The sequence below is a fragment of the Streptomyces sp. NBC_00353 genome (assembly GCF_036108815.1).
GTDB lineage: Bacteria > Actinomycetota > Actinomycetes > Streptomycetales > Streptomycetaceae > Streptomyces.
The window spans coordinates 2,723,667-2,738,404 of the sequence record NZ_CP107985.1; the positions used below are offsets into that span (position 1 = coordinate 2,723,667).

The following is a 14,738-nucleotide window of genomic DNA, read 5'->3' on the forward strand; positions in this document are numbered from 1 at the left end:
TCAACCTGAATGTCGGACTAGGTGTTAGACCTCAGGGAGAAGCGTGGTCAGCATATCGTGCATCTCGGATACAACAATTCGTGACGCCAGCAGCCTTGGCTACCGGATCCGCAACAGTCCCCCAGCGCATATGTTGTCTCGCCGCGCCGGCACCCCGTAACCGAGCCAGCGTGCCGCACACACGGATACGCGCCGCCTGTGCCACAAATCCAAAGTTAGCAATTACCCGTTCTTGTTCTCTTTCCCCAACCGCTCTCCGAACGAGACCGAGTATCGGGAGGGCTACATCGCGACATGCCGGGCGTACTACAGCCCCTGCCGGGTTGTGCCAGCAGACCCACCTTTCACCCGTCAATGACTGCTGCAGCGGGTACGGACAGCCGGTTGCGCGGAGCGCGTGAGCAGAACAAAGGGCCCACCAGGAAGGCACCCTCATGGAAACTGATGCCCTGACTTCCGACATGCTGCGAGACCTGCGGTCTGACAGGCCCTACCCGGCGGTCTCCCTGACGATGCCGACGCACCGGCGCGAGCCGGAAAACGCCCAGGACGCGCTGCAACTGCGCAACCTCCTCGCGGAAGCCGAGCGCCGGATCGACACCGACCCGCAGGCATCGCGCCAGGACCGCATCGACCTGCACGCCCAGCTGGAGCGGGCAGTGGCCGACGTCGATCTGCGCCACGTCATGGACGGCCTGGTGCTGTACGCCACCACTGAGGAGCACCAGATCTGGACCGTGCCACGTCACGTCCCGGAGCGGGTAGTCCTCAGCGACACCTTCCTGACCCGCAACCTGGTCGCTGCCAAGGCCCAGGCCCACCCCTACTGGGTGCTGGCCGTCGCCGCCGACAGGGCGACCCTGTGGAGCGGCGCAGGTGGCACCCTCCACCAGCACGAGGGGAACGGATTCCCCGCCGTGGCCCCGGAAGGCGAGTGGGACGTCCAGCACAAGGAACGCGTGGGCGACCAGCCGAGCACTTTTAGCGATGAGCACACCCGCCGCTTCATGCGCAGCGTCGACACCGCGCTCGCCTCGATGCTGTCAGCCGAGCCCCGCCCACTGTTTCTCGTCGGACTCGCCGAGGCCATGACCCTGTTGCAGGAGGTCGGCATCGCAGCCCGCGCCCCGGCCGCCACAGTGATGAAGGGGAACCTCACCGACGGCCCCGAAAGCGTCCTCCTCCAGGAACTCGAACCCGCCCGCGCCGCACTGGCCGCCCAGGAGACCAGCCGGGTCGACACGGCGCTGGACGATGCCCGCAGTCGGCGAACCTTCGCCGCCGGGCTGGATGAGGTCTGGGAAGCTGCCCGCGCCGGGCGCGCCGCGATGATCGCCGTCGAGGAGCACTTCCAGCCCACCGTTCGGCTGACCGACGGCCACCTCACCCCGCTGAGCGGCGAACCAGAGGGCGGCTGGGAGGCCGGCGTTCGCGAGGACATCGTCGACGAACTCGTCGAGACCGCCCTGGACCACGGCACCGAAGTGGTCTTCCTCCCCGACGACCGCCTCACCGAACATGACCGGATCGCCGCAGTGCTGCGCTACTGAACCCCGCTCGTGGCCCTCACTTCTCGTCGGTGCGGTCGGCACGCCATGGCCCCTCGGGCCAGGGGCTGTGCGGTGGCCCGCTCCTCCGCACGCTTCCCGGCGGCGGCGACCCACAACCCGACGAACGCGGCGACCAGAAGGACCCACCGATGACGGGCAGGCCGAGCGACGGCACCTTCTACGAACCTCAACCCGCCCCTTCAGCTTGACGAAACCCATAGGGGCCCCGGCAGGATCCGCCCTACAGCCTAGGCGCAGCCCGGCGGTTCGTCCTCGGTCGGTACGAATTGCATGGTGGGCATCCCGGCGGCGTCGAAGTTGGCAGTGTCCGGGCCGATCAGGGTCATGTAGCCGGCGAGCCTCTGGCTGTTCTGCGAGGGTTGCTCCCCCTTGACCTGCTCGACACCGGGGAACACGGAGTCGAGGACCCACCAACGGCCGCCGAACTTCAGCCACTTGATCCCGCAGTGCGTATAGATGTCGTACGGATACGGCTTGTGCTGCTTGGGCTTGGCCGGCCCTTCCTGCCACTTGTCCTTCGCGACGGTGCGGGCGGGCAGGGTGGGTCCGGTGTACCCCTCGTCGCCCGGGTTGTCGGACGAGGACGAGCAGCCGGAGAGCAACAGCCCAGCGCTCAGGAGCAGGACAGCGACGTGGCGCGATACTTTCATGCACCTCGGACGCTGCGGGTACGTGATCCGTTCCGATCCCTGCCGTCCTCGCCGCGACAGCGACCCCCAACCTGCCCCCACGGGTTGACGAAGCCCATAGGGCCCTCGAGAAGGAGGGCGGTGCGTCAGCCCGGCACGGAGCACCGGTGTCAGTGCCCTCCGTCATAGTGCCGTCCGTGATCAACGAACTTGACAGCATCGACTGGTCGTCGATGAGCCATGCATACGGTCCGGCCGGCGACGTCCCGGGGTGGCTGAGGGAGATGGCCTCGGCCGACCCCGCCGTCCGGGACAAGGCCCTCAGCCACTTCTACGGCGCGGCCCACCACCAGGGGGACGTGTACCCGTGCACTGCGGCGAGCCTGCCGTTCCTGTTCGACATGGCCGAGGACCCCGAGACCCCCGACCGTGCCTCGATCATCGAGCTGCTGCTCAGCATCGGACGCGAATCCTTGGACCGCGACGTCGACGCCATCTACTTCTCGCCGGACGGCACCGAGTCGACGGCCCACATGGACAGCGCGGCGCTGATGCGCGAACACGCCGACGCCTTCGTCCGCTACGCGGCGGACCCGGAACCGCTGGTGCGCCGGGCGGCGATCGAGAGCCTGGGCCTCTTCCTCGACGACGGCGACCGCGCGGTGGAGCGACTGCGCGGCCGGCTGCCGGCCGAGAACGGAATCGTGGAACGGCTGCTGGTCGTCCGGACGATGGCCAGCCTTGCGCTCCGGCTGCCGGCCGCGCATGCCGCCGCCACGGCCTGGCTCGACACCCTGGCCGACGACACGACCTCGCTACCCGCGGGCCTGCGGCCGCCAGCGGCGGGCCGACTCGGGACGCGGCACACCTCGACTTGATAGGCAAGTGAGCAGTTGCCTATCCTGTGGTCATGGCGGACGACCTTTTCAAAGCCTTGGCCGACCCCACCCGCCGCACCATCCTCGACGAGCTCACGGAGAAGTCCGGACAGACACTGTTCGAGATCTGCTCGCGACTGAGCATGAAGCATCAGCTCGGCATCTCACGCCAGGCGATCTCCCAGCACCTCGCCGTGCTGGAGGCCGCAGGGCTCGTCGAGACCAGGCGGGAGGGCCGCTACAAGTTCCACGACCTGAACACAGCCCCGCTGCGGCAGATCGCCGAGCGATGGCTCGTGCCCGACTCATCCGGACCAAAGGAGAGCACCCCATGAAGATTCATCTGACCAGTGTCTTCGTCGACGACCAGGCCAAGGCTCTGCGCTTCTACACCGAGATCCTCGGCTTCGTGAAGAAGCACGACGTCCCGGTGGGCGAGAAGGACCGGTGGCTGACCGTCGTCTCGCCCGACGAGCCCGGCGGCACCGAACTCCTCCTGGAGCCCGCCGGCCACCCGGCCGTCAAGCCCTACCGCGACACCCTCGTCAAGGACGGCATCCCGCTCGCCCAGTTCGCCGTCGACGACGTGAAGGCGGAGTACGAGCGCCTGCGCAGCCTTGGAGTCCGCTTCACCCAGGAACCCTTGGAGATGGGCCCCGTCACCACCGCCGTCTTCGACGACACCTGCGGCAACCTGATCCAGATCGCGACGAAGCCGCAGTAGGCGGTCCCTTCTTGCACCGGGGCGTCAAGCCCGATGCCGCCCTCGCCGACGGGATCCGGGCCTGCATCCACTGCCGGCCCGACACTGAGTTGGGGGTGCTCGGGTAGTCAGGCACTCCTCGACTTCCGGCCGGCACTCTTCTTCGCCGCGGACTTCTTGGTGGTTCTAGCCAGTTCGACCGACTACCGCGAGTGTGGTGGCGGGCGGGACGAAGGAGTCGCTGACGGGAGCAGTCGGCCAATCTCCGGCCAGGAAGTGCGCATGCGAATCTTGATGGACCTGTATGCCCAGGTCAAAGGATCGTAGTGGCGATAAGCGGACCGGTCTTGAAAGCCGTGGCTGCGCGAGCGCGGCAGAACAGCCCGGCCTCCTGCAGGGCACGTCCCGTGCACCACCGCCCTCAGGCACTGCCGCTCGGTGGGGCGACCCCGGCGACCTTCGACGCGCCCCGGCGCACTGGCCACCAGCTCCACAGGACGGACAGCAGCAGGATCGGGACGGTGGCCCAGGCCATCACCTTGAAGCTCGTCCCCCCGCCCCCGTCGTCAGAACCCATCAGCACAATCGGGAAGCCGCCGAGCGCGAGGACCAGGCCCGCCACGAGCCCGGCAATGGGCTCCCAGGTCTGTGTGGCCCCGTTGGGTGCGGGTCGATACCGCAGCCACCACCAGTACGACAGGAGTCCTAGCCCGGAGGCCAGCGACGCCACGGCGAACGCCCCGGGCAGCCGCCCGTCGTGGACGGGGGACCGATAGGTCTCCTGCGTAAGGGAACCGAACCTGATCGCACGGAGTTCGTCGTTCCAGTAGATGCCGGTCACACGGTCGCCGTGGCGCACGGAGTCGTAGACCTGCAGCGAGCCGTCCATGCGCACCCGGTGCTCGACCCCTTCAGGACGGTCCGTATAACGCAGGGTGAGGAAGTATTTGTGGGTCTTCCCGCTGAAATCGGTCTTCTTGTCCGTGACGGTCGCCACGACGGCCGCCCGACATGTGTCGGAGCGGGTGCCGACCGGGCAGTCCGGCGCCGCGGCGTACGCCCGGTTGTCCCTCTCGGCGAGCGGTACGAGGGCGAACAGCACTCCCGACACCAGGACGAGCAACAGGCCGAACGCGCGAACGCGCCGCGCCCAGCCTGCGGATTGCCGGATACCTTCTCGTGCCCCGCCCACCACGTCCGTCTCCCCCACCGTTCCGTCGCCCTGGCATACTCCGCTCTCACAGCATCGTTCACCAGACGGTGCACCCGGCATCAAGATGCCGTACAGATTGCCGGACACCGACCTGGACAGCCGACCTGTACTCCTGGAGCCGATGCCGGACGGCATTGAGCACTGTGCATCGTGAAGTTGCTGGTCACGGGGCTGGTGTGCGCGCCTCCCACGGTCTCTCGACGTACCGGGGTGACGGACCGGAAGAGCGGCAGCACGGTCACCGCAGCCGAACCCGACAACGACCCCGGCCGACATGTCAGACGATCTTCACCGTGGACGCCGGCCGACGATCAGCGCGAGTATCCCGCCTTCACCTCACACCAGTCCCGCGACCTGCGAACGTCACGATGCACGGGTCTCGATCTCCCGCTACTGCGCATCCGTCAGTTCGCGTCGCCGCACCAACGACCCACATGCCCCGCCCCGACCCTGATCCAACCACTCAGCAAGAGTCATCAGAAACGATCTAATGCGCTGAGTCGGGAGTGTGCTGCGGAGCAGCCAGGACCCAGGCGGCGAAGGCTTCGACGCCGCCCACGACTGCCTCGAAGCGCGGGGAGTGGAACAGGTCGAAAGCGTGCTGTCCGCCGGGCAGTTCGGCGTAGACCACGGTGCTGTCCGAGACGCGGCGCAGTTGGGCGACGAAGTTCCGGGCGCCCTCGACGGTCGCCAGCGCGTCCTTGGTGCCGTGGGCGATGAGGAATGGTGGCGCACCGGGGTTGAGGTACGCATACGGTTGGTTCGGGGACGGCGTTTCGTCGGGCTCCTCGCCGAAGAAGTGGCCGTAGTAGCCATAGAGGCAGATCGCCGCGGTGACCGAGGTGTCGGCCGACTCGAATCCGGGCTGGAACACCGGGTCGTTCGGCGTGAGCGCGCACAGGGACGCCAGGTTGGAGCCGGCGGAGCTGCCCGCCACGAACAGCCTCGACGGATCGGCGCCGTGCTCGGGGGCGTGCTCGCGGACCCAGGCGATGACCTTCTTGGCGTCGATCTGGTGGCCGGGGAAGGTGGTCTGGGGCCGCAGCCGGTAGTTGGCGCTGATGCACACCCACCCCTGGCTGGCGAGCCGGTAGAGCAGGGGCCGTGCCTCGCGGTTCTTCGCCCCGCTGGTGTAGTGGCCGCCGTGGAAGTAGATCAGGACCGGCGCGTTCTGTGGTGTGTCGCGGCGGCGGTAGATGTCGAGGAGATTCCGGCGGCCTGCGTCCCCGTAGCCGATGTTCGGGATCCGCTGCACGCCCCGCTGCCGCATCAGGCCCGGCAGCAGCAGGATGCGGGCCCAGGGCCGGTGGCGGCGCAGCGGTACGTGCACGCGATCCCGCCAGCCGGTGCCGAGGCCCTGCTCAAGAGCCCGCCCGACCACCTGATCCGTGCGCAGGCCCCGCCAGGCGGAGACAGCAAGTCCGACGGTGACGACGGCGGCCACCGCGGTTGTCACCTTGGCGCCCGGTGACTCCAGATCACCCTGGGCGGCGGCCAGTACCGTGGAGGCCACCAGGACATAGATGCCCACGAACGGCACCTCGTTGAGGCCCAGGCCGAACCAGAAGCTCATGGTCGCCAGTGGCCGGGGCCGGCGTGGAGCGACAACGGCGAAGAAGGTGCACCAGGCGAAGAGTGCGGTCGTCGCCACATATCCCATCGGCATGTCCATGAACGTATCACCGTCAACTCTAGTTATTTTCCCGGAACTTACCCGCTCAGGTCAGCCGCCGCAGGTCACTCGTTCGTGAAAATCCAACGAACCCGGTTCAACATCAGCGGACACACGCGTATTCGGCAAGGTCCGCACCGACCCGAAGTGGGCGACTGCTCTGGTGAGGGCCCTGCGCTGGTCCTGACGAACCGTGAAGTCTCCCCGTGACCGACGATCTTCACTGAAGTCGTCCGCCCGCGACCGGCACGAGCATCATGAACCTCGCGCACACCAGACCCATGACCTGCAACTTCACGATGCGACGAATAACGTGAGCCCACGGCCGTTTCAGGCATGCTCATGCCTACGGATCAGGGTGTACCTGGCAACGGAGAAGCTGCAGGTGAGAGGGGTCAAGGGGAGCCCTCCGGAGGAGGGCAAGCTGGACGATCGGGTGCGCGAGCGATTCGGACTCCCTGACTGGTCAGCCGCGCATCGCGGTGCTGTAGACGTACAGGGCGATCACACCGGCGACACAGGCGAGGATCACCCATGAACCGAAACTGGTGTGTTTCCCACTGCCTTTGGCCCGCGCGGCCTTCCCGGACCGATTGAGCCGCCCGGGCGCTGCCCGTCCCGACGCGACCGGCTCCACATCAGCCGCAGCCTCGGCGAGCAGGCGACGGCAGGTCGCGGCGAGCACGCCTGTACCGGCGGAAAGGGGCACCACGGCTTCCGAACGCGCCGGAGCGGTGGTGCCGCCGTCCAGGATGCGTCCCGCGCGTACGAGGACCTCACCCTGGCCGCCCGCCGGAGCGAGGCTGATCCACCGCCGTACATGCTCACCCCGGATGACCACACCACCGGACCGCTCCCGATACACGGTGTGTTCCCGCCACAACACCCCCGCCAACTCCCCTGCGGTGTCCCTCAGTTGTGCGCTCACAACCCCTCCCCCTCCGCCCTGCGGCGAATCGAACAAGCATCGCACTGTAGCGGCAGGCGCAGAGCGGGAGTCCAGCAGTCCCCCAGCAGCCGGGCCCGCCCCGGGCATGGATCCAGTACTGCGGGGACACATCAGCCTGGTCACACGAAAGAGGCCGGCCAGGAGGCGGCGACCTCGACAGCGGAGGCAGCCGGATCGACCAGCCGGCGCCGGGTGCCTTTCAAGTTCGTCACACGCGAGTGGCGTGCTGGTCCAGGATGGACCGCAGCCGGTCGAGGCCCCCGGCCTCATGCACGCCCCGCTTGGGCAGCACACCGAGGTACATGATGTTGGGGTCCCTGCTGAGCAGGACGAAGTGACCTGCCGTCTCCCGGTAGCCCTGGTAGACGGACCACTTCTGGACCAACGTGCTGTGGTCGTTGCGGCAGGTGATCCCGGCCGGAGACACGGTGGCGCGGTACTCGCCCTGCCATCCAATGATCCGCTGTACGTGGGCGGCCTGCAGCCGCGGGTACCCCCACACCACCAGGACGACGAACAAGAACAGAACGGTCGAGATCACGTCGATACTCCCGCGGCCCACGGCGGCGAGCAGCCACTGCCCTACCCACAGTGTGAGGAACACACGCCGTAGCAGTAGCCCGGTCCGCTTGATCCGCTCGCGGACCCGCAGGCCGACCAGTGCGTCGGCAGACTGGGGCCGGTACACCAGCTGGACCGCGGTCTGCTCGTCCACGACATCGTCAGAGGTTTCCGCGCTGTTGTCGGTGCCTTCGGCACTGCGGCCCTCGGCCATGATCCCTCCCCGGTACGAAGATCCGCGGATCTTATCGAACCTCAGTGCCGGGGCGGACGGCCGCCGTCCCGGGTCAGGTGGCGGTCGAGTACGCCGCGCAGCCGATCGGTGTCGTCCCTGTCCAGGGCGCGCTTCGGCCGACAGTGCACGACGAGCAGGTACGGCGGGGCGTCAGCAGGACGAATCCGGCGGCGGTCTCCATCGCGTGCCCGATCCCGCAGACAACGTAGGGAAGCTTGACTGCAGCGTGAGCCCAGCGACCGTTCCCCATCCGTACCCTTGCGCCATGCGACGACAGGGACGAGTGGTCAAGGCAGCTCAGTGGCCGGCTGTCTGGGCTGCGGTCACCGTCGTCATGAGCTTCGTCACCAGGCTTGCGGACATCTACGCGGGCTGGACGCTCACTGCGGTGATGTCACTGGTGGTGGTGGCTCCGCTGTACTGGGCTCCGCGGCGGCAGGCCCGCAGGCTACGCAAAGCCACAACCCAGAAGTGAGGCGGCCGGCTCGGAGCTCCGTAGCTCGGCCCGACCTGGGATGATCCCCGATCAAACTTTCACCAGCCGCTGGCAGAACAGCGATCGACCGCGATGTGCCGCGATGCGGAAGGCCCCTGACCAAGTTGGCTGGTCAGGGGACGATTCCATGGATGTAGTGGGCGGGACTTCTGAGGCCAGTGTGACGTTTGCTAACGCTCCTGCGCTTCCATAGTTGAGGCTTGACGGCCTCTCAAAGATTCATAAGTCATCCGATTTGGCCTCAATTGCACATTTATCGCGCATTGGGTCGACCAAGAGCGAGACATTCCCTTGGGGGAACCTTGACGAGAAGTACCATGCCGAGACGCATATTGGCCCGGGCGCTGAGCGTTGTCGCGGCGATGACAGTCGCACTCATAGCCGCACCGCTGGCGGGCACGGCGCAGGCCTACAGCGCGACGTCGGGAACGCTGAGCTTCAGCGGTGATCCGGGTGAGCCCATCTCAGGCGGTCAGTCGTATGAGTACACGGCTGGAGCTGTCCAGATGTTCGACGTCGGGGGCAGCAGGGACGAGAACAGCCTTACCGTCGCGATAGATTTGGAACAGGGTACGCTCTGGCGTCTCATCATCGCCGCCCCCGATGGACAGAAGCTGACTGAGGGCACCACGTACACCGGGACGAAGAAATGGCCCTACGCCCAGCCGGGGGATCCGGAACTGGAGTTCGCCGGGATCGACAACGGGACCGAAAAAGGGTGTAACACCAACTCTGGCTCCTTCACCATCGAGCACATAGCTTTCGGCCCCTACGGCTACGTCCGCGAACTTGACGTCACCTTCGAGCAGTACTGCAACGGTTCGACGGTGCCTCTGCGTGGTGCAGTTCACGCGGTCATGCCCGAACCGCCGGCCGAACTCGCCATGACGATGAACACCGATCCCACTGGCACAGCGAACGTCAAGAACGGTCAGATCACCGTCGGTGGCACTGTGACATGCAACAAGCCTGCAAGTGTCTCGCTCACCGGCCAGGTCTTCCAGATCCTGAAGAAGGGGACGCCAGGCGCGTCCTACGAGACGACCGTGGCGTGCACCCCGGGCGCGCCCGTTCCCTGGTTCATCAAGCTGACCAGCCAGGACCCCAGCATCTCGTTCGAACCCGGCACCGCAACGATGCGCAGCAGGGCTCAGGCGGATGACCGGGACTACCCGGTCACTGTCGACACTGGGCAGCAGGAGTCAGAGGTCACGCTTTCCAGGGCCTGACCTCAGGTGGCCACAAGATCAACTGGCATCGCTGGTTGACAGCAACGTGAGCGAACAGCCCCGATCGACCGTGAATTCAAGCAGACCAGTGAGCGAGCAAGAGTCGACACCACCGCAGGTGGCAGACCGCGCTACGCGCCCGATGGATCGGGGACCACGAGGAGCAGCGGTCGATCACGGCGAGCAGGAACGTGACCGGCCCCTGACCAACTTGGCTGGTCAGGGGCCAACTTCATCGCTGAACCTGCGGACGCGGCGTGCTTTGAACCCACGGTGACATCACTGCCACGACGTTTTTCAAGGTCGACAGCAGCTTGACTCGCCCATTGAGACTCCCCCGCCCTGCAGTCAGTGGCCCCGCCCCATCACTTCCCCCAGCAAAGGGGCAAGACAGCTCACAACTGCCGGAGCTCGCGCTCGTTGTTGGACACTCGGCGCGACAGCAACCTTGTCCCGTCTGTGTCGATCACCGTGCAGTGGTGCGCGGCCTTGGCGGCGTCCGTCCCCGCCCAGAGCTCGGGCACCCGAGCCTCCCTCGTCGATGGTTTGACTGAGCCGGAGTCGTTGCTGAGCGCCTGCCGTAGGTTCCCGGCCATGGACACGAACACACAGCCAGATGGCATTGAGCTGATCCGGCTGGCCGACCTCACCCAGAGCATCAGCGTTCGTCTGCGTTCGACCGAGCCCACCCTCGAAACTCCGGCAGTGCGCCACTACGACGCGGAGGCCGTCGTCACCAGCGGCTTCGTCTCGCGGTAGGTCGGCGCGTACAGCACGCTCCGCTGACCGGGGCGCCTCGCCCGGCGCTCATCGGGCGAGGCAAGTCCGAGTCACTGCAAGCAGTCAGCTCAAGCGTGACGGCGCCGTGATCGTCAACTTCCGCACTATTGTGCCGGAATATTCTCGAACACCATGCCCCTGGAATCACCCACCGCCAGCAGAGCGATCGCCGTCATCACCAACCGCCGCGGTGAACTCCCGCTTCCTACGTGACTACCTGGCCACCCACGCCTGGCCCGATACCGTGGAGCCTGCTGGGGGAACCGAATCAATCGCGATGCCGTCGAAGGGGCAATTGAGCTGTTGAAAGGCCTAACTTTGACGAAATCCAGCATGTACCTGCTCGTCGCATCCGCTGCGCTTGCCCTCGCCGTGATCGGCTGCGGCGCAGGGTCCACACCGGCCACCGCCGGAGGCGGTGGCCGGGCAAAGGCAGCCCGATGGTCTGAACCGAATCGGTATTCCTTCCGGCTTCTCTCCGAGTCCGGAGAGCGGGGCGGCCTTGGGGAGTACCGGATCACCGTGGGAAACGGGAAGGTCGTCAAAGCGATCGGCCTCGACGAGCCGGCCCGGCGCACGGTCGAGGGGAATCCGCAGGATGTCCCGACGCTTGGCGGTCTCCTCACTGATGTCCAAAAGGCCCGTGCAGGCGAGGCTGAAGTCGCGGAGGCGGTATTTGCCCCAGATGGACACCCCACTGAGATTCACATCGACTGGCTGGAGAATGCCATCGATGACGAGGCCGACTACCTCATCACCGAATACCGCGAACTCCCCTGACTGGCGCGGCAAACTGCCGTCTGCCGCGTGCCCGCCCTTCTGCCGGACGACGGCAGTTGACGACAGACCCTAGTACGCCAGTTGTAGATCGTGATCATGGTTGAGCTGCTGCTTGTCGCAGGTAGTGGCTGTCACGGGCTCGGGCCTGGTGGCGTCGTCGCCAGTGGGACCAGCGGAGGCGGTGCGCTGCGGCGTGGGGGGGGCCGCACGATCAGAGTGTTGAACAGGTGCGCGATCTCGTCGCTGGTCAACGGGATCAGTCCGTCTGGTGGGTGCCGGTGAGTGCGTGCGTCTGCGGTGGCGACGGCGAGGAAGGCGTGCGCGAGCATCGCGAGGGTGGCCCAGCGGTGCCACGACGTCCACCGGCGGACCTGGTGCTCGTCCAGTCCGGTCACTTTCCCGACTGGAAGGTCTCCTCGACCGCCACCCCTACGAGCGTGGACAGTGGCACGGCGGTGGATGAATAGCAGCGGTAGAAGGCGAGTTCGCCTGTGCGCCGGTTTCGGCGGACCAGGACCTGGTTGTGTCCGGGGCGGTCGTCGGCAATGCAGACCACGGCCCAGTTGTAGAAGCGGTGGCCGTTCGCCCCGGTCCCGGCCGAGAGCTTCTGCCAGGCCCGCCTGGGCATCTTCTTGACCAGGGCAGCCGCCCGCAATTTTCCTCGCTTCGTGGCGATCTGGTGGTCGCAGGCGACGGCGAGGACGTAGCCGACCTCACGCTGTTCCAGCTCGGTGCGAAGAGTCGGGTTGCCCCCGTAGACCTCGTTGCCGGCCACCCAGCGCGCCGGGACGCCGGAGTCCAGGGTGCGGGGCGATCATCTCTGCGGCTGGAGCGGGCACGGTGGCGAAGCCAACATCGGCGGGGCTGCCGGCCGACGCGGACCGCTCGCGGTCCTCGGTCCAGGAGCGCGGGACGTACAACTCCCGGTCGATGGCGGCGTGTCCGGTCTGCGCGGAGTAGACCAGGTAGACCGCGACCTGGGCATTCTCGATCCTGCCCGCGGTGCCGGTGTACTGGCGCTGCACTCCGACCGTCGCGGTGCCCTTCTTCAGGTCACCGGTCTCGTCCACGACGAGGACCCCTTCCCCGTCGCGCAGGTGGTCCACCACGTAGGTGCGAATGTCGTCGCGGACCGCGTCGGCGTCCCACTTGGCACGGTCCAGTAGGTGCTGCATCCCGTGCGGGGTGGGGTCCCCGACGTGTTCGGCGATCGTCCAGCAGTTCTTGCGTGGCAAGTCCGACAGCAGACCCAGTACCAATGAGCGGGCCCGGCGGCGGGGTTCCACCCGGGAGAACCGACCTGCGACACGGTCCATCAGGCTCTCGAACATCGCCTGCCATTGTTCAACGTCTACGCTGTGACCTGCGGCCACTGCTTGATCCCTCGTTCTCTTCACAAACCACGATGATCTTCGGTGGCCGCACGATTGCCCAGGCGAGAGATCACGATTCCCGGCCCTGGATTACTGGGCTCCGCCCGACGCTAGAGAGCCCTGATGAGTCGCTACGAGTTGAACGAGCGCGAAGCCTTCGTAGCCATGTCGCGGTTCGTGTGGCAGTTCACGAACCGCGCCGGGGACGACCTTCTCACGCTCCTGGGCGACATCGGCATCGAGGCGGACGGCAGGACAACGGACCCCGCTGCCTGGGAGGACTGGATGCGGTGCGTTCGCTCGGTCGTCGACGGCGCAGAGGACCCGGCATGTGGGTCGGCGGGATAGCAGCCCGTCGAGCGAGTCTCAGCATCGCGATGGCGAGAACGCCCTGGCCGCCCGTGGACAAGATCACGACACAACTGCCGTACTAAGGGCTGTCCCGCAACTACTGTTCGCGCTGCGCGCGTGAGGCTCTGGGGGGCGGGCGGAGTGCTCCGCCGGATATCCGCGCGACTCTGGCCCGACAGCTATGACAGCCTGCGGACATGCCAGCAGAGCTGAGAGAACATGCAGGCCGTCACTATGCCGTCCAGTTCCACTACGCCTTGCCCGACGACGCGTGGTGCGTGGAGCTGAGCGAGGCCGTGCCTGCACCGGCGGCTTGGGCAGAGATCCCGGATGCAGAGACCCACTTGCCTGGCGCTGCCTTCCTGGTCGCGGTGGTCCCGGATGAGGATCCGGATCTGGAGCCGACCGTCCGCATCCACAGCCCTGACGAGCACGTCATCCCCTACGAGGTCATGCGCTGGTTCCTGGAACGGGTCGCCGACCAGGTCGAGGGCTGCCGTGCTGGGTTCACGCAGGGAGGCCCCGAAGCAGTGGAATGATCTCCAAACGGCTGGTGTGATCACGGCGTCGGAGCCGTCTTGGATAGCCCCGTTCACGGGGCTGAGCCCTCGCGCATTCGGCAAGCTGATCACGATGTTGCGGCGCGAGGGTGCCGACGCGGTGCGCCCGGGACGCCCCTGGTCGCTACCCCTGGAGGACCGTGCGCTCCTGGTCGCGGCCTACTGGCGCACGAACCTGACCCTGCGCCAGCTCGCGCCGCTGTTCGGCATCTCGAAGTCCACTGCAGACCGCGTCATCGACCACCTCGGCCCCCTGCTCGCACTCAAGCAACGGCAGCGGTTTCGGAACGACACCGTGCTCATCGTGGACGGCACGCTGGTCCCCACCCGCGACCACAGCATCGCCGAGAAGTCGAAGAACTATCGGTACTCCACCAATCACCAGGCCGTCATCGACGCCGACACCCGCCTGGTCGTCGCAGTAGGTCGGCCAGTGCCCGGCTATCGCAACGACTGCAAGGCGTGGGCCGAGTCCGGGGCAAAGGCCGCCGTCGGCCGGACCACCGCAATCGCCGACGGCGGCTATCCGGGCACCGGGCCGGTCATCCCGCACCGCCGCCCGGCCGGCGGCGAGCTCTGCCAGTGGAAGCAGGAGCACAACCGCTCCCACAAGCAGGTCCGGGCCCGCGTCGAGCACGTCTTCGCTCGCATGAAGACCTGGAAGATCCTGCGCGACTGCCGCCTCAAGGGCGACGGCGTCCACCACGCCATGCTCGGCATCGCACGCCTGCACAACCTCAACCAGGCCGCGTAGTCGA

At 66.9% G+C, this 14,738-nt stretch carries 17 protein-coding genes and 1 pseudogene; 11 read left to right on the forward strand and 7 right to left on the reverse strand.

Annotation, left to right across the window (positions count from 1 at the left end; genetic code table 11):
• The first annotated feature begins 434 nt into the window (after positions 1 to 434).
• A complete protein-coding gene (locus OHA88_RS12485; RefSeq protein ID WP_328625555.1) occupies positions 435 to 1,550 on the forward strand; it encodes a baeRF3 domain-containing protein in 1,116 nt (371 codons plus the stop codon).
• 248 nt (positions 1,551 to 1,798) lie between these two features.
• Here the strand turns inward: OHA88_RS12485 and OHA88_RS12490 are convergent, their stop codons facing one another.
• Positions 1,799 to 2,221, reverse strand: a complete 423-nt coding sequence (locus OHA88_RS12490; RefSeq protein ID WP_328625556.1) for a hypothetical protein — start codon at positions 2,219 to 2,221, stop codon at positions 1,799 to 1,801.
• 176 nt (positions 2,222 to 2,397) lie between these two features.
• Between OHA88_RS12490 and OHA88_RS12495 the strand changes: the two genes are divergently transcribed.
• Genes OHA88_RS12495 through OHA88_RS12505 form a run of 3 tightly spaced genes read left to right on the forward strand, consistent with a single transcriptional unit; the run spans position 2,398 to position 3,802 of the window.
• Entirely contained in the window at positions 2,398 to 3,078 is a 681-nt protein-coding gene (locus OHA88_RS12495; protein WP_328625557.1) for a hypothetical protein, read from the forward strand.
• Positions 3,079 to 3,110: 32 nt separating this feature from the next.
• A complete protein-coding gene (locus OHA88_RS12500) occupies positions 3,111 to 3,413 on the forward strand; it encodes an ArsR/SmtB family transcription factor (protein ID WP_328625558.1) in 303 nt (100 codons plus the stop codon).
• Complete coding sequence (locus OHA88_RS12505) at positions 3,410 to 3,802, forward strand: VOC family protein (RefSeq protein ID WP_267000207.1); 393 nt, start codon at positions 3,410 to 3,412, stop codon at positions 3,800 to 3,802. Before OHA88_RS12500 ends, OHA88_RS12505 begins: the two co-directional genes overlap by 4 nt.
• Positions 3,803 to 4,202: 400 nt before the next feature.
• Here OHA88_RS12505 and OHA88_RS12510 read toward each other — a convergent pair whose 3' ends face one another.
• The 4 genes from OHA88_RS12510 to OHA88_RS12525 all read right to left on the reverse strand — a co-directional run bounded on the left by OHA88_RS12510 (position 4,203) and on the right by OHA88_RS12525 (position 8,390).
• Entirely contained in the window at positions 4,203 to 4,991 is a 789-nt protein-coding gene (locus tag OHA88_RS12510) for a hypothetical protein (protein WP_328625559.1), read from the reverse strand.
• Between the two features lie 490 nt (positions 4,992 to 5,481).
• Positions 5,482 to 6,666 (reverse strand): alpha/beta hydrolase, encoded by a 1,185-nt coding sequence (locus OHA88_RS12515; protein WP_328625560.1) that lies wholly within the window; start codon positions 6,664 to 6,666, stop codon positions 5,482 to 5,484.
• A 466-nt stretch (positions 6,667 to 7,132) separates the two neighbouring features.
• Positions 7,133 to 7,594, reverse strand: coding sequence for a hypothetical protein (locus OHA88_RS12520; protein ID WP_328625561.1), 462 nt, complete (start codon positions 7,592 to 7,594; stop codon positions 7,133 to 7,135).
• 229 nt (positions 7,595 to 7,823) lie between these two features.
• Positions 7,824 to 8,390, reverse strand: a complete 567-nt coding sequence (locus tag OHA88_RS12525) for a YcxB family protein (RefSeq protein ID WP_328625562.1) — start codon at positions 8,388 to 8,390, stop codon at positions 7,824 to 7,826.
• 286 nt (positions 8,391 to 8,676) lie between these two features.
• Between OHA88_RS12525 and OHA88_RS12530 the strand changes: the two genes are divergently transcribed.
• On the forward strand, positions 8,677 to 8,886 hold the full coding sequence (locus tag OHA88_RS12530; protein ID WP_328625563.1) for a hypothetical protein: 210 nt from the start codon (positions 8,677 to 8,679) through the stop codon (positions 8,884 to 8,886).
• A 338-nt stretch (positions 8,887 to 9,224) separates the two neighbouring features.
• Positions 9,225 to 10,136: a hypothetical protein gene (locus OHA88_RS12535; RefSeq protein WP_328625564.1), complete on the forward strand. Its 912-nt coding sequence runs from the start codon at positions 9,225 to 9,227 to the stop codon at positions 10,134 to 10,136.
• 395 nt (positions 10,137 to 10,531) lie between these two features.
• On the opposite strand, the gene OHA88_RS12540 is transcribed toward OHA88_RS12535, so the two are convergent.
• Complete coding sequence (locus tag OHA88_RS12540) at positions 10,532 to 10,660, reverse strand: IS110 family transposase (protein WP_328625565.1); 129 nt, start codon at positions 10,658 to 10,660, stop codon at positions 10,532 to 10,534.
• A 70-nt stretch (positions 10,661 to 10,730) separates the two neighbouring features.
• Here OHA88_RS12540 and OHA88_RS12545 point away from each other — a divergent pair, with 70 nt between their 5' ends.
• The gene (locus OHA88_RS12545) at positions 10,731 to 10,895 is read left to right on the forward strand and encodes a hypothetical protein (protein WP_328625566.1); all 165 of its coding nucleotides are present in this window, start codon (positions 10,731 to 10,733) and stop codon (positions 10,893 to 10,895) included.
• Positions 10,896 to 11,249: 354 nt separating this feature from the next.
• Positions 11,250 to 11,696, forward strand: coding sequence for a DUF6174 domain-containing protein (locus OHA88_RS12550; RefSeq protein ID WP_328625567.1), 447 nt, complete (start codon positions 11,250 to 11,252; stop codon positions 11,694 to 11,696).
• 94 nt (positions 11,697 to 11,790) lie between these two features.
• Here OHA88_RS12550 and OHA88_RS12555 read toward each other — a convergent pair.
• A pseudogene (locus OHA88_RS12555) lies at positions 11,791 to 13,012 on the reverse strand (IS701 family transposase).
• 180 nt (positions 13,013 to 13,192) lie between these two features.
• Between OHA88_RS12555 and OHA88_RS12560 the strand changes: the two are divergent.
• From OHA88_RS12560 to OHA88_RS12570, 3 genes are all read left to right on the forward strand, one after another.
• On the forward strand, positions 13,193 to 13,417 hold the full coding sequence (locus OHA88_RS12560; RefSeq protein ID WP_328625568.1) for a hypothetical protein: 225 nt from the start codon (positions 13,193 to 13,195) through the stop codon (positions 13,415 to 13,417).
• 200 nt (positions 13,418 to 13,617) lie between these two features.
• Entirely contained in the window at positions 13,618 to 13,959 is a 342-nt protein-coding gene (locus OHA88_RS12565; protein WP_328625569.1) for a hypothetical protein, read from the forward strand.
• Positions 13,922 to 14,734: a transposase gene (locus tag OHA88_RS12570; RefSeq protein ID WP_443044371.1), complete on the forward strand. Its 813-nt coding sequence runs from the start codon at positions 13,922 to 13,924 to the stop codon at positions 14,732 to 14,734. Before OHA88_RS12565 ends, OHA88_RS12570 begins: the two co-directional genes overlap by 38 nt.
• Positions 14,735 to 14,738 lie beyond the last annotated feature (4 nt).

Coding starts and splice junctions, on each gene's coding strand:
- OHA88_RS12485 (WP_328625555.1), top strand. CDS start 435: ATGGAAACTGATGCCCTGACTTCCGACATGCTGCGAGACCTGCGGTCT.
- OHA88_RS12490 (WP_328625556.1), bottom strand. CDS start 2,221: ATGAAAGTATCGCGCCACGTCGCTGTCCTGCTCCTGAGCGCTGGGCTG.
- OHA88_RS12500 (WP_328625558.1), top strand. CDS start 3,111: ATGGCGGACGACCTTTTCAAAGCCTTGGCCGACCCCACCCGCCGCACC.
- OHA88_RS12505 (WP_267000207.1), top strand. CDS start 3,410: ATGAAGATTCATCTGACCAGTGTCTTCGTCGACGACCAGGCCAAGGCT.
- OHA88_RS12515 (WP_328625560.1), bottom strand. CDS start 6,666: ATGGACATGCCGATGGGATATGTGGCGACGACCGCACTCTTCGCCTGG.
- OHA88_RS12525 (WP_328625562.1), bottom strand. CDS start 8,390: ATGGCCGAGGGCCGCAGTGCCGAAGGCACCGACAACAGCGCGGAAACC.
- OHA88_RS12530 (WP_328625563.1), top strand. CDS start 8,677: ATGCGACGACAGGGACGAGTGGTCAAGGCAGCTCAGTGGCCGGCTGTC.
- OHA88_RS12535 (WP_328625564.1), top strand. CDS start 9,225: ATGCCGAGACGCATATTGGCCCGGGCGCTGAGCGTTGTCGCGGCGATG.
- OHA88_RS12545 (WP_328625566.1), top strand. CDS start 10,731: ATGGACACGAACACACAGCCAGATGGCATTGAGCTGATCCGGCTGGCC.
- OHA88_RS12550 (WP_328625567.1), top strand. CDS start 11,250: ATGTACCTGCTCGTCGCATCCGCTGCGCTTGCCCTCGCCGTGATCGGC.
- OHA88_RS12560 (WP_328625568.1), top strand. CDS start 13,193: ATGAGTCGCTACGAGTTGAACGAGCGCGAAGCCTTCGTAGCCATGTCG.
- OHA88_RS12565 (WP_328625569.1), top strand. CDS start 13,618: ATGCCAGCAGAGCTGAGAGAACATGCAGGCCGTCACTATGCCGTCCAG.